The 12380-nt window shown below is 60.4% G+C and carries 13 protein-coding genes; 6 read left to right on the top strand and 7 right to left on the bottom strand.

Annotated features, from left to right (window positions below):
- Nucleotides 1-338: 338 nt before the first annotated feature.
- Both CTP10_RS33585 and CTP10_RS33580 read left to right on the top strand, forming a co-directional pair.
- On the top strand, nt 339-530 hold the full coding sequence (locus tag CTP10_RS33585) for a hypothetical protein (RefSeq protein WP_147316340.1): 192 nt from the start codon (nt 339-341) through the stop codon (nt 528-530).
- Nucleotides 520-2526: a recombinase family protein gene (locus tag CTP10_RS33580; RefSeq protein ID WP_116323797.1), complete on the top strand. Its 2007-nt coding sequence runs from the start codon at nt 520-522 to the stop codon at nt 2524-2526. The genes CTP10_RS33585 and CTP10_RS33580 overlap by 11 nt, the downstream gene beginning before the upstream one ends.
- On the opposite strand, the gene CTP10_RS33575 is transcribed toward CTP10_RS33580, so the two are convergent.
- Together CTP10_RS33575 and CTP10_RS33570 are read right to left on the bottom strand one after the other, a co-directional pair.
- Complete coding sequence (locus tag CTP10_RS33575) at nt 2471-2947, bottom strand: IS3 family transposase (RefSeq protein ID WP_271816223.1); 477 nt, start codon at nt 2945-2947, stop codon at nt 2471-2473. The genes CTP10_RS33580 and CTP10_RS33575 overlap by 56 nt on opposite strands.
- Entirely contained in the window at nt 2944-3258 is a 315-nt protein-coding gene (locus CTP10_RS33570) for a transposase (protein ID WP_116324095.1), read from the bottom strand. Before CTP10_RS33570 ends, CTP10_RS33575 begins: the two co-directional genes overlap by 4 nt.
- Nucleotides 3259-3855: 597 nt before the next feature.
- Here CTP10_RS33570 and CTP10_RS33565 point away from each other — a divergent pair.
- Nucleotides 3856-4179: a type II toxin-antitoxin system RelE/ParE family toxin gene (locus CTP10_RS33565; protein ID WP_116323300.1), complete on the top strand. Its 324-nt coding sequence runs from the start codon at nt 3856-3858 to the stop codon at nt 4177-4179.
- On the top strand, nt 4179-4490 hold the full coding sequence (locus CTP10_RS33560; protein ID WP_116323301.1) for a helix-turn-helix domain-containing transcriptional regulator: 312 nt from the start codon (nt 4179-4181) through the stop codon (nt 4488-4490). The genes CTP10_RS33565 and CTP10_RS33560 overlap by 1 nt, the downstream gene beginning before the upstream one ends.
- Before the next feature lie 156 nt (nt 4491-4646).
- Here CTP10_RS33560 and CTP10_RS33555 read toward each other — a convergent pair whose 3' ends face one another.
- From CTP10_RS33555 to CTP10_RS33545, 3 genes are read right to left on the bottom strand one after another with little or no spacing between them, the layout of a single operon-like run.
- Nucleotides 4647-5669 carry a porin gene (locus CTP10_RS33555; protein WP_116323302.1) on the bottom strand — a complete coding sequence of 341 codons (1023 nt, stop codon included), beginning with the start codon at nt 5667-5669 and terminating at the stop codon, nt 4647-4649.
- 15 nt (nt 5670-5684) lie between these two features.
- Nucleotides 5685-6659, bottom strand: coding sequence for a LysR family transcriptional regulator (locus CTP10_RS33550; RefSeq protein WP_116323303.1), 975 nt, complete (start codon nt 6657-6659; stop codon nt 5685-5687).
- Between the two features lie 25 nt (nt 6660-6684).
- Nucleotides 6685-7311 carry a solute carrier family 23 protein gene (locus tag CTP10_RS33545; RefSeq protein WP_233528427.1) on the bottom strand — a complete coding sequence of 209 codons (627 nt, stop codon included), beginning with the start codon at nt 7309-7311 and terminating at the stop codon, nt 6685-6687.
- A gap of 69 nt (nt 7312-7380) precedes the next feature.
- On the opposite strand from CTP10_RS33545, the gene CTP10_RS33540 reads away from it, so the two are divergent.
- Complete coding sequence (locus CTP10_RS33540) at nt 7381-9102, top strand: kelch repeat-containing protein (protein WP_233528428.1); 1722 nt, start codon at nt 7381-7383, stop codon at nt 9100-9102.
- A gap of 161 nt (nt 9103-9263) precedes the next feature.
- Nucleotides 9264-9605: a BrnA antitoxin family protein gene (locus CTP10_RS33535; RefSeq protein ID WP_233528429.1), complete on the top strand. Its 342-nt coding sequence runs from the start codon at nt 9264-9266 to the stop codon at nt 9603-9605.
- A 609-nt stretch (nt 9606-10214) separates the two neighbouring features.
- Here the strand turns inward: CTP10_RS33535 and CTP10_RS33530 are convergent.
- Both CTP10_RS33530 and CTP10_RS33525 read right to left on the bottom strand, forming a co-directional pair.
- Nucleotides 10215-11249 carry a patatin-like phospholipase family protein gene (locus CTP10_RS33530; protein WP_233528430.1) on the bottom strand — a complete coding sequence of 345 codons (1035 nt, stop codon included), beginning with the start codon at nt 11247-11249 and terminating at the stop codon, nt 10215-10217.
- A gap of 676 nt (nt 11250-11925) precedes the next feature.
- The gene (locus CTP10_RS33525) at nt 11926-12195 is read right to left on the bottom strand and encodes a hypothetical protein (RefSeq protein WP_116323305.1); all 270 of its coding nucleotides are present in this window, start codon (nt 12193-12195) and stop codon (nt 11926-11928) included.
- Nucleotides 12196-12380 lie beyond the last annotated feature (185 nt).

Below are 12380 nucleotides of genomic sequence, written 5' to 3'. Positions count from 1 at the left end.
AAGACAACACAACGCCCACATTACCAACTCAAGGGAAGTTCTGTATCGCTGGCACCCCTGGTATGGTCGCAGGGTGTTGATTTTCAACACCGTCACGAAGAACGGGGAGATCGTTCTGCGCTGTGCGCTGAACTCGCTCGAGTCGGCGCGCGTGCTGGAGGTGCCCCAGTGGATGTTCGATCCGATAGTTTGTAGTCACCTCACCTCTGCAGCGTCCCCCGTCGTCAACTGTGAAGCGCTCCGAGAGTTGAAACGCTTGCTGGCCGATAGCTCGCTTGCCGTGCAAGCGGGTATGGTACAAGCGCAGCACCATCCTTTGTCCCATGCAGGAGGTGCTGATGCGACGCGTGACGAGCCCGCTACCGGGCAATCAACTCGACCTGTTCCATCCTTGTCCAAAGACGCCCCAGTGGGCAACCCTGCCGCTGGAGGTACGACAGCAGACAATCCGCTTGCTGGCGCAACTGCTGCGGCAACACCGACGGGGGCTGCTCGCCACCGCGCACGAGCTGGAGGCCGATGATGAGTGACAAGATCAGAGCGCAGCATCTGGCGCGCAAAGCCGTGCTGTACGTCCGTCAGTCGTCGGCGTACCAGGTCAACCACAACCTGGAAAGCCAGAAGCTGCAGTATGCGATGCAGGATCGTCTGCACCAGTTAGGCTGGCATGAGGTCGAGGTTATTGATGAGGATCTCGGTCGCTCTGCGTCTGGAACACAGACGCGTACGGGATTCGAACGCATGGTGGCAGAGGTTTGCCTTGGCCGCGTCGGCGCAGTTGCCGCGCGCGAGGTGTCGCGATTCGCACGCAACAGTCGCGAGTGGCAGCAACTGGTTGAAGTCTGCCGAGTCGTCGACACTGTGCTGGTCGATCAGGAAACTGTTTACGCCCCGCGACAGAGCAACGATCGCTTGCTGCTTGGGCTAAAGGGTAGCCTCAACGAATACGAGTTGGACCTGCTGCGTCAGCGGTCGCTGGAAGCACGGCGGGAGAAGGCCAAGCGAGGTGAGCTCATCGTAGCAGCGCCGGTTGGTTACCGTAAGACCGAAGACCAGCGCTTGGAGAAGGATCCAGACCTCCGTGTGCAGGAGGCCATTCGGTCGGTGTTCCGCCAGTTCGGTGCGATCGGTTCGGTACGCCAGACACTGCTATGGTTCCTTGAGCACGGGCTGCAGCTTCCGGCGTGCACACCGCGCGGAGAAATCCACTGGAAGCGACCCAGCTACGGCACGGTCTACCAGATCCTGACCAATCCGATTTACGGCGGCGCATATGCCTACGGCAAAACGGAATGCACGATTCATTATGAAGACGGAGAACCACGCAAGCGTGATCGCCGCAAGCCGCGAGATCAATGGCTGGCTCTGATTCCCGAAGCTCATGATGGGTATGTTGCCTGGGACGAGTTCGAACGAATCCAGCGCGCGATCAGTGCCAACGTGCGGATGGCCGGACATGCTGGTGCGCCCAAGAACGGGGAGGCCTTGTTGGCAGGGCTGCTGCGGTGCCGTCGCTGCGCGAGCAAGCTCACGCTACACTACACGGGCCAGCAGCATGACGCCTTGCGCTACTCCTGTCATCGCGCCTGGCTGGACAAAGGACAGCCCCGCTGTATCGCATTCGGTGGCACACGCATCGATGCGGCCGTTGCACAGGCGATCCTTCAGGTCGTTCAACCTGCAGCAATCGAGGCAGCTATCGTGGCTCGCGAAGAAGAGACCCGGAAACAAGATGAGGTGCTGGCTGCGCTGCAGCGAGATCTGCAGGCGGCCCGCTATGCCGCGCAGCGGGCGCAGAAGCAGTATGACGCTACCGACCCCGAGAATCGACTGGTCGCCGACGAGTTGGAGCGACGCTGGAATGATGCCCTGTTGAGAGTCAAGGAACTGCAATCGCGCATCGAGCAACAGGTAAGCGCATCCGGCCAGATCCTCCCAGCCAAGCCAGAGGAGTTTGCCGACCTTGCTACAGCGCTGGAGTCCATATGGCCAGACTCCGATGCCCGCCTGAGGAAGCGCATTGTACGAACGTTGATCCACGAAGTGGTCGTCGATGTGGACAATGCAACGAACGAGATCGTGCTTGTGATCCACTGGAAGGGCGGCGTTCATACCGAGGTTCGGGTGCCACGGCGACGCCGCGGACAGAACGCCTCTCATACTTCCCGCGAAGCAGTTGATGCCGTACGCTCACTTGCCAGGATCTGTCCCGATTTGCTGATCGCCAGCATACTCAATCGCAATGACCTGCGAACCGGACGCGGCAATTACTGGACACAGGAACGAGTCACCGCGCTGCGTAGTCACCATCGGATTACCGTCTATTCAAGCGAGCAGCGGACCGCCGAAGGATGGATGAATCTGACCGAGGCTGCGGCCTTCATTGGTATCAGTCCCAAGACGCTCAGGCTTGCGGTCGAACGCGGCGAAGTCGCAGCGGAGCATCCCCTACCCAATGGACCGTGGATCTTCAATCGTCATTCCCTCGGTGCAGATCGCGTTGCCGACCTCGCAACACCACTGTGAGATAGAAGAAGCCCGCTGCGGTCGGAATGTAGGTCGCATCGGCAACCCACAACTGGTTGGGGGCCTCGGCACGGAAGTGCCGCTGCACCAGATCGGCAGCGGGTCTGGCCCACGCTGCGCGGCGCGTCGTGCAGATGAAGTGAGGCCGGCATGCCCCGCGCAGCCCGGCCTCACGCATCAGTCTGGCCACGCGCTTGCGCCCCACCCGGATCCCCTGACGCAGCAGCGCTGCGTGTATGCGGGGCACGCCATAGGTGCCATAGGAGCGGGAGTGAATATCGCGGATCTGCACCAGCAGCAGCTTGTCGCGCACGACACGAGGGCTGGGGCAGCGCCCGTTCCACACATGGAAGCCACTGCGCGAGACCTTAAGCAGCCGAGCCATGGTGGACAACGGATAGCGAGCCTGGTTCGCCTTCATGAATTCGTACCCTTGTCGGGCAGCGAGTCGGTCTCCCGGGCGAACCAGGCCGCGGCTTTTGCCAGTATCTCCCTCTCCATTTTGAGCTGCCGGTTCTCACGGCGTAGCCGCGTGAGTTCCTGGTGCTCGGCACTGGTCAGGCCGTCATGACGTGTGCCTGCGTCACGTTCGGCCTGGGCGACCCAGCCGTAGATGGTCTGAGCCGTGGGCTCGAACTCCTTGGCCAGATCCTCCGGTCGACGACCTGCATGGACCAGGTCAACCATTTGCTGCCGGAAGGCCGCGGCATACGGCATGTGATGTTTAGCCATGGTGAGCACCTCCTTTGGTTCAAGATAGGTGCTGTCCGAAAAAACGGGTCATCTCCAATCCAGGCTGCGCGCTCAGGTGTGAGGGCCCGTTATCGGGGCAGTACAGCCCGCGGGAGGTCTAATTTAAGTCGTGGGCCACCGTCCGTAGCAGCCGGCAACCGCCTTCCGTCAGCCGGAAGGCGGTCGGCCCATACTAGGCCAAGGCGCGGCGATAAGGTTCATAACGTTGTGCTTATCACTCTGTGTGTCAACCCCGACTCACCAAATTCTCCTCCCAGGGTGCGGCGCGTCGCCTCTTCTTTTGCTGTGGCAGACCTGGAACCCGACCCTGGGATACCCGCCGCTCGCCGCAGCGGCCGAGGGCTTACAGCAACTGGGGCAGTATGGTGCAGCTGCAGCCCTCGCCCAGTTTCGGCAATGCCCGCCGCAGGCTGGCTCGGCGCATTCGTGAAGGCGCCCCATCCCGTCGAGAATAGGGACAAGGCAGTCTGTGGTCATCCATTGTGAAGTAAAAGCACCATGGCACAGTTCCTTGCAGGTATTGCGGCAGGCAACGAGCGGCCTTGACCTATTTTCGTTTATAGACGAAAATAGGTTATGTATGAGATTCGACACTACCTGACTCCGGATCAGCGTGACATCTTCGACGAATGGCTACGTGGCTTGAAAGACAGCACCGCCAAGGTCTCCGTCGTTCGCCGCTTGAACCGAGCCGAGCAGGGCAACTTTGGCGATCACAAGTTTTGCCGGGATGGCGTCTGGGAGTTGCGTGTCGACGTGGGTGCTGGCTATCGCGTGTACTACGGCATCGCAAAAGGGCAGATCGTTCTGCTGTTGTGCGGCGGTGATAAGCGCACGCAGAGCGCTGATATTGACCGTGCTTGCGCGTATTGGCAAGACTGGCAACGGAGGGCCAACTAATGAAAGATCGACACCATGATGACGCGATGGCCGAAATGTTCCGCGAGGATCCGGCCTTTGCCCTGGAGACACTCAACGCCATTCTCGAGGATGGTGATCAAGCCGAACTGATGATTACGCTTCGCCAGCTGACCAAGGCGTTCGGCGGTGTCCAGGCCGTAGCTCAGCAGGCTCACTTGAATCCGACCCAACTCTATCGGACGCTGTCCCCGACTGGGAATCCCGTACTGAGCAATCTCTCGGCGATCCTCAAAGCGATGGGAATGCGTTTGGCCGTCCGTCCTATGCACGGCGAGCCGGCTCATTCATAAAGTTCAGTTGCGCTTTGGCAGATGGTCCCAACGGAGGACCGGCCCAGACGCGGTTATTTGAACATAACGCCCGATCAGAGAAATTTTGATAGTTATGGGCTGGTCATGTTGAATGGGGGAAGGGCGGGCGCCGATCGGGCGCCCGCCAGCACACAATCAGAACCTGTGACGGATCCCCAAGCCGAAGCTATTGCCAGTGGCCAATCCGCTTACCTTATCGTACATGTAGTTGATGTAGACGTCTGTGCGCTTGGAGAGAAAATAGTCGTAGCCGACCGAAGCTGTGTTCCTTCGTTGTGATTCCGTCCCGGTAAAGCTACGGGCCGTGTGCGCCCACGCGATCAAGACATTCCCCGCCCCGACCGGCGTCGAAGCGCCGAGCGAATAGGTGTTATCCCGAAGCGTGTTGTTGCTGTTCGCGTATTGATACTGGGCAAACAGCTTGGTCACGACGAAGTCATACGAGATGCCAGCTTGAATTGCCTTCTGTGTCGTTGCGCCGTTGTTGAACAAGGGAGCGATGGCGACATACTGGGCCGCCAGTGTGGCGCTGAATTTCCCGCCGGCGTACGTAATGTTGGCGCCATAGCTACCCTGTCCGGAATGTCCCGGCGACTCGCCGAGTGCGTATATGACATTGCCCGTGAGCCCGCCCCACGATGGGGTTGTGTACAACACAGAGTTGCTCCATGCGGTGTCGCCCTGGATCGAAGGCTTGCCCAGGCCCGACGCAATGAACGTATGCAACATCATCGGCGAGAACGTAAAGGAGTCGCGAAATGCATTGAAGCTCAACGTCGAAACGAAATATGGATTTGCGTTTCGACCCAGTGCGATCTTGCCGAAGTCGCCGTCTAACCCGACATAAGCACCACGAGCAAACAGCGGATCGCCGGTAAAGCGGCCAGAAGACCCAGAGTCCATTCGGAGATAGCTCTCCAAGGCAAAGAATGCTCCCATACCGGCACCGAGATCCTCACGGCCCCGCAAGCCAAAATAGGACGTCGTCATGCCGCCGTTATTGAGCACCGAGGTACGTGCCGGTGCACCGCTGTTCTTCACTGAGCCCAGGAAAACGTCAGTCAGTCCATACAAGGTCACGGCACTTTGGGCATGAGCTCCAAAAATTTGGAACGCAAGCGCCCCTGCCGCCGCAGCGGCATATTGGGTCCTTCGCATTTTGTCTCCGATTATTTAGGGGGGCGTTGGCGCCGCAGCCGCGGCACGACTCGATCCACTTTGAGTCCGGTGAAATCCGGTGATGGCTTCCGCGACGGCTTCCCTGAGCAGCCGGCACGCGATCGACCGATGGGTTCGGTCATGCCACAGCAGATAGAAGCGCATTGGCGGGAAGGGCAGCGGCGCGGGCACGACCGTCAGCGGCAGCGCCGCCGCATGCGCTTCCGCGAAGCGCCGACTGGTGGTGAAGATCAGATCCGACTGTGTCAGCAGGTCCGGTACGTTATTGAAGTAAGGAAGGACTACCTTGACGTGACGACGCAGTCCCAGTTGAGCCAAATATGCGTCGATCACGCCAAGCTGATTGACGTTGAATGGCAGCAAACCAAGATGGTCGCAGGCGAGGTAGTCAGCCTGGCTGAAATCTGACCGTCTCAGGACGGGGTGGCCCTGACGCATCAGGCACACAATCTCATCTTCAAACAGCGGTAGCAGATGCAGATGCTCCGGAGGCGATCCCCAGTTTCCGACAACGAGGTCCAGTGCACCATTCTCGAGCGCTTCCAGGTAATCGAAATCCATTGTCAGCGAATGCACCTCGACCGACGCACTCGGCATGCTCCGCAGGATTCGAGCGATGACGGTCGGGATGAAGCGCGAACTTACATAATCCAATGACCCCAAATGAAACGTTCGATTGATTTCTGCAGGTCCCGACTCCGTCGGGGGCACGCAAAGGCCGTCCAGCTCTTCCAGCGCGCCGCGCATGCGGTCATAGAGCGAGACCATCCGTTCAGTCGGAACCATGCTGTTTCGCCCGCGGACGAACAGCGGATCCTCGAAGATGTTTCGTAGCCTGGACAGTCCGGCGCTCACCGTGGATTGTGGAAGATTTAGACGCCCGGCGGCACGGGATACGCTCTTTTCTTCCATGACAGCCACCAGCAAGCGGAGCAGGAAGCCGTCCAGTTGATCGCTTGAGTGCTTCATATCGTTTAACGCCGGGCTCTATTTGTCAGATCACCAAGGCAGCTTGCTCCGCGCTTTTTCTTGATTTTCGATTGAACAGTGCGTTTAGCACGATGGCTGTAAGACATCCCGTGGTAATACCGCTGTGCAGGAATATCCTCAGCGTCCCATCGACCTGCTCGTAGAAACCAGGGACGGCAACGGTAATCAGGCCGACTCCGAGGCTTGCGGCGATGACGATGGTGTTGTTGCCGTTGGCGAGATCGACCTTGGAGAGAATCCGCAAGCCCGTCGTTGCGATCATGCTGAACATCACCAGGCCAGCCCCGCCAAGTACTGCGAGCGGCATGGAGGCGAAGAGTGCGGCCAGCTTTGGAAAGAGTCCTAGGCCAAGCAGCAGCACGCCCGTCGTCGCCACCACCCACCGACTACGCACGCCCGACATCGCGACAAGGCCCACGTTGGCGTTGTAGGCACAATAGGGAAAGGTGTTCAGCAAGCCGCCGATGACCGTCGACAGCCCATCCGCACGCAGTCCACGCGCGATTGCTTTGTCATCGATCTCCTTGTCCACCATCTCGCCCACCGCAAAGAAATCCGCAGTGACTTCGGTCAGGATCACCAGCATGGCGACGCACATCAGCACAATCGAAATTGGATCGAAGACTGGCATGCCAAAAGCGAGTGGCCGGATTACTGCGAGCCACGGCTCATTGCCGAGACTTGAAAAATCTGCCTCACGGTGTCTCCGCCGCTTCCCCAAGGCCTGAGCCTCGATCCGCAGAACTGTACGATCAGCGGCACGCCTACCGGGATCAGCCATGCCACGGTCTACACCGTCACCGCGAGTAACGCCGCGGGCAGCACCACCACCCGGGTCGAAATCGAGGTCAAGGACGCGCCCATCGCGCCAGACGGCCTGGACTATCTGGATCGGTCGGTCATTTACCCGACCAATGCCCCGATCACGCCCAACACGCCGATCAGCACGGGGGGTGAGATCACGCATTACAGCGTGTCACCGGCACTGCCCGCGGGCCTTGCCATTGACCCGCAGACCGGCGTCATTTCTGGCATCCCCACGGCAGTAACCACACCGGCGGTCTATACGGTGACGGGTGCCAACAGCGTGGACAGCGTCCAGGCCCTGCTGACCATCGAAGTGGCTGCGGTGGCCGTGCCGCCGGTTGGCCTAGTCTATGTGGATCCGCTACCCGAATATATTGTCGGCGTGCCGATCACATACAACGAGCCTGTGTACTCCGGTGGCGAAGCCACCCAGTTTTCAGTATCCCCCGCCTTGCCGGCAGGATTGAGCCTCAATACGCAGACCGGGGTCATCAGCGGCACGCCGACTGTCGAGCAGGCCCAGACGACGTTTTTCGTTACCGCTAGCAATAGTGCCGGCAGGGTAACCACGCAGTTCACCATCACGGTGGCCGCAGCGCAGGTCGGGGGGTGGCAACCCGCCGATGCCATGAACCAAGGGCGCTCCCGGCATACGGCCACGCAATTGCCCGACGGGCGAGTCCTGGTGGCGGGTGGGAACAGGAAACAGGCGCTGTCTTCTTCCGAGTTGTTCGACCCGTCCACGAAAGGTTGGACACGAACCGACAGCCTTGCGCGGAGCCGGCAAGCGCACTCCGCCACGCTTCTGCCAGACGGCAGGGTCCTGGTGGTGGGGGGATTCGCCACCGGTGGAGGTAACGCGCTCAACTCGGCCGAACTTTACGACCCGGCCACCGGTAGATGGTCGCAGACCGGCAGCATGGATCAGCAGCGTGATAGTCATACCGCCACGCTGTTGCGCGATGGCCGTGTGCTGGTGGCAGGCGGCGAGAGTCAGGGCAGCAGTCAAGGAGGACTGGCTTCCGCCGAACTCTACGACCCGGCTACAGGCACCTGGACGCAGACCGGCAGTCTCACCCGGGCACGCGAGCAACACACAGCGACGCTGTTGCCTGACGGCAGGGTCCTGGTAGCCGGCGGCGAGGCACCCGGTGGCGTCGCGCTGGCTTCGGCTGAGCTGTACGATCCTGCGACGGGAACCTGGTCCCCAACCGGCAGCATGAACCAGGCCCGCGATGCCTACGCCGTCGTGCAACTCGCCGACGGCAGGGTGCTCGCCGTCGGGGGATTCGATGGCACGCACGCGCTCGCAACCGCTGAACTCTACGATCCCGCGACGGGTACGTGGTCAACGACAGGCAGCTTGCGACAGGCACGTGACTTCCATACCGCCACGCTCCTGGCCGACGGTCGAGTGCTGGTAGCTGGCGGTATCGAATCCAGTGACTTATTCGCGAGTGAAGTGTACGACCCCACGACTGGAAGCTGGTCCCAAGTCGGCAGTCTTGAGCAAATGCGCGAGCAACACACGGCAACATTGCTGGCAGACGGCAGGGTCCTCGTCGCAGGTGGAATTGGACGCGGGATATTGTCCTACACCGAAGTGTTTCAGTAGCCTGGGGGCGTCCAAGCGCTGCTTCTGAACCGGCCCGGCCATTTGCGGTCGCTCCCTCGGGCGACTCAAACTGGCCGGCTGCTGCCGCTGCGCCCCCTCCGGACTCGCTATCCACGTGACGCCAGCGTTGCCAGGGCGCGGCAATATGGTTCGATAACGTTGTGCTTGCCGTCCGTGATCGTTTAGATGGCCAGGGAATTCGAAACCACGCTGACTGGCAAGTTGGCGTTCTGCAAAAACTGAATCGCGTCGCCACATGCAGGAGGAAGCATCATGGCGCAAACAGTCGACTCGAATTCGTCCGTGGCGCGCAAAAGGCGCCGCGCAAGGTCGCGCTGTCGCTGCGCATTCAACCCGAAATCCTGGCTGCGTTCCAGGCATCAGGCCCAGGCTGGCAGCAACGCATCAATGCGGCGTTGGCCCATTGGCTACGCACCCATGCGCCGGCCGAGCTAGCCGGGAACCCCGGCAGTCGTCTCAGCCCAGACCGAGAGAATTCGTGAGAACCGCCAAGTGGTCAATGCTGATGGCGTGGGCAAACTCAGGGAAGACCGGCGATGTCGAGGCTGATCGATTAGCCTAGTACACCCACCCCGACGATCTGGCAGAGTCATCGCTGGATTCCCTGGTGCACTACCATTGCCTCCGAGAAGCGATACAGCGGAGGACGCCATCTCGACTCGAATGGCGTTTAACACGAAATTTCTCCTTGGTCAGCGCACGGTGAAGCGCGGCTCGCATCTCAGCCACCCAGCGCAATGACGGCCGCGGTCAGCGCCCCCACAGCGGCCGTCATGCCCAAGCCAGTAACCGAGGCGTCGATTCTCGCATAGCGGTCCTAGCGGCCATCCGGCGACGAACAGCATGGCGAGGGTCAGCAGGCACGAGATGAGTTGCGCCTGGCGAACGTCTGCCAGCACGAATGGCAGCGCTACCGGAAACGTGTCAGGACGACAGTGCAGAAGGTTCGCACGGACGCAAGCAGGTCGGCGGGCTCCGGGAGCAGTCCGCCATGGCAGTCATAGTGGCGCACGGAATGAAGAGACGATCGCCGTCCTCGCGTGGAAGGCTGTAGTCGTCTCTGATATTCGGCAGGATCGCGGCTGCGCACGCTATTTTGCCGCTGCGGCGGCGCTCGGCAATGTGAATCCAGGGGGTGCCTTAACCCACGGGTAGCCCTTCAACGCCATTTGATAACCGGTGTCATAGAGGGCACGCATGTATTCGTTGTCGAACTCCTCCTTGTGTGGTGCGTTGAAACTCGCTGGGATGAAGCCTAGGTTGAAATCAACGCCATCGCGCTGCGTCGTGGCGTAGATACGATAGAGGTCACCAATGCCCTGGCTTTGGATCAGTGAGGAGACCGCGCGAGCGGCAATGCTCATCGTGGAGCGCTCGACTTGCGCCCATTCCGTGTCGAGTCGGGCGTTGCGAATCACATAGAGCGTGCGCTCGCGGCTAACGCCAACTGAAGCCGCGTCCTCCTTGACGCGGATCACCGCCGGGTAGGCAAATACCTGCGCGACGATACCGCCATCAACGTGCATCTCCTGGTAGTGCTTGCCGCCGACTTCCACATCAATCATCATCGGCAGAAAGCCGCCTGGAATCGAGGCGGAGGCGACCATAACCTTCACAAACAGGTCCAATGCGTTGGGCCCGCCATAGCTCGCGATCTTGCCCATGTCCCAGATAATCCCGCGGCGCGCATCGAGGTCAGCAGTGGCCACCAAAAGCATGCGGCCTTTGGCGTACTCGGCGGCAATCTCCTTGAGCAGGTCCTCGGTCACCGATTTTCGTGTCAGCCTTAGCAGTGGCGCGTTATCGGCCATCCCGTCGCTTAACACGCCCCCAAGAAAGCTGCGCGGTTTCATAACGTCCTTTGGGGAAAGGGTCGTATAGACCTCCTTCAGCGTCGCATCATACTTCGGCCCGAGAAAGGCGAAGGGCGCGATCAGCGCACCAGTACTTATGCCGGTGACGAGTTTGAACACCGGTCGTGTCCCAGTCTCCGTCCATGCATTCAGAAGGCCGGCAGCAAACGCACCATTGTCACCGCCACCCGAAATCGCGGCGCACCGCTGCAGGCATGGGCCCTTTGTGCCCCTCCCGTGCGCGGTAATCCTGTTCCCGCCTAAGTGATTCAAAAGCTGCTTGGGTGAGTTGTGGAGAATCGATCCCTGCGACGTAGCGTACCCCGGGCATGCCGGGTATTTCAGCTTTTGTTGTCAGGTCGCGGGGAACGGCCGGCAGGCGTGCCGGCGCAGTCGCGCACCCTTGCAAGACAAGCATGAAAGCCGCAATTAGGCTGAGGACGGTGGACTTGAGGTTCGGCTGAGCGTCGGCGACGCCCGCAAGTGACACCATCGCAGCGAATAACTGCCTCATGATTTCGCCCTCCCTACAGTGGGTTGGCCTTTCACCTGCAAGGCCATTGCCTCGTTACCCTGAATTGGCGTCAACATCGACGCGTATCTTTCCATTCGGCTGACGGGGCGCTGAGCACGTTCTGGGAGAGTTTACTCCTGCGGGGTCCAATCCTCAGAAGGCAGGGGCTTGAGGATCGGCTTCCGGATCCAGTATGCGTGAGCTGCAATGGCGCATGACGCGACGAGTGTGATTTGATGTACGAAGGGCAGTTGTCTAGCCGGGGCCGCCGCTTGAGTGTCTGTGCGACCAAGCAGCACTTTCAGAAAGAAGCCGACAGTCGAATGTCGGCTTGAGAGCGCAGTCGAGTGGCCGTAGTTGGCCGGTTGCGCATGAACAGGCCGCGCCAGAAAGCGGCCGCACGAAGCATCGTTTCGTCGGCCAGCATCGGCCGCGCTAGTATTTGATGTCCCGTTTTTCCTGGCGGCCCTCCTGTTTCGTGTCGCGCTTGTCTTGCCGGCACTGGGAGTTGCTCTTCTGGTTTGCCGCCCGGCAGTCGACCTTGCCTCCGCGCGCTTCCTGTTTGGCAGCCTGGTTTGCGTCCCTGCCTTGTTGGCGCTGTTGCGACTGGTTGGTGGCCAGGGCAGCCCCCGATAGCGCCAGGAGTCCGGCTGCGGCCAGCATTGCGCCCGTCCGCCTCCAAAGTCCATTTCTAGATTCGACCATTTTCACCTCCTCCGTGCTGGGTAGAAACGGCGGTCAGTTGTCGCACAACGCCGCTTTCGCATGCTCGTAGAGAGCCAGACTGAAGAAGCCTCCTCCGACAAAAGAAAGCATCCCTTGCCCGCAGCCGATGATGGCACGAATGAGTGTCGTCGAGAACAAGTTCCCATGCGCAAGCCATTCCTCAA

Origin of the sequence: Cupriavidus sp. P-10 (genome assembly GCF_003402535.2) — a bacterium.
Taxonomy (GTDB): domain Bacteria; phylum Pseudomonadota; class Gammaproteobacteria; order Burkholderiales; family Burkholderiaceae; genus Cupriavidus.
Note: the sequence above shows the minus strand (reverse complement) of the source record. Positions and strands in the feature narration are given on the sequence as shown.

Coding starts and splice junctions, on each gene's coding strand:
- CTP10_RS33525 (WP_116323305.1), bottom strand. CDS start 12,195: ATGGTCGAATCTAGAAATGGACTTTGGAGGCGGACGGGCGCAATGCTG.
- CTP10_RS33560 (WP_116323301.1), top strand. CDS start 4,179: ATGAAAGATCGACACCATGATGACGCGATGGCCGAAATGTTCCGCGAG.
- CTP10_RS33575 (WP_271816223.1), bottom strand. CDS start 2,947: ATGAAGGCGAACCAGGCTCGCTATCCGTTGTCCACCATGGCTCGGCTG.
- CTP10_RS33585 (WP_147316340.1), top strand. CDS start 339: ATGCGACGCGTGACGAGCCCGCTACCGGGCAATCAACTCGACCTGTTC.
- CTP10_RS33580 (WP_116323797.1), top strand. CDS start 520: ATGATGAGTGACAAGATCAGAGCGCAGCATCTGGCGCGCAAAGCCGTG.
- CTP10_RS33550 (WP_116323303.1), bottom strand. CDS start 6,659: ATGAAGCACTCAAGCGATCAACTGGACGGCTTCCTGCTCCGCTTGCTG.
- CTP10_RS33565 (WP_116323300.1), top strand. CDS start 3,856: ATGTATGAGATTCGACACTACCTGACTCCGGATCAGCGTGACATCTTC.
- CTP10_RS33545 (WP_233528427.1), bottom strand. CDS start 7,311: ATGCCAGTCTTCGATCCAATTTCGATTGTGCTGATGTGCGTCGCCATG.
- CTP10_RS33555 (WP_116323302.1), bottom strand. CDS start 5,669: ATGCGAAGGACCCAATATGCCGCTGCGGCGGCAGGGGCGCTTGCGTTC.
- CTP10_RS33570 (WP_116324095.1), bottom strand. CDS start 3,258: ATGGCTAAACATCACATGCCGTATGCCGCGGCCTTCCGGCAGCAAATG.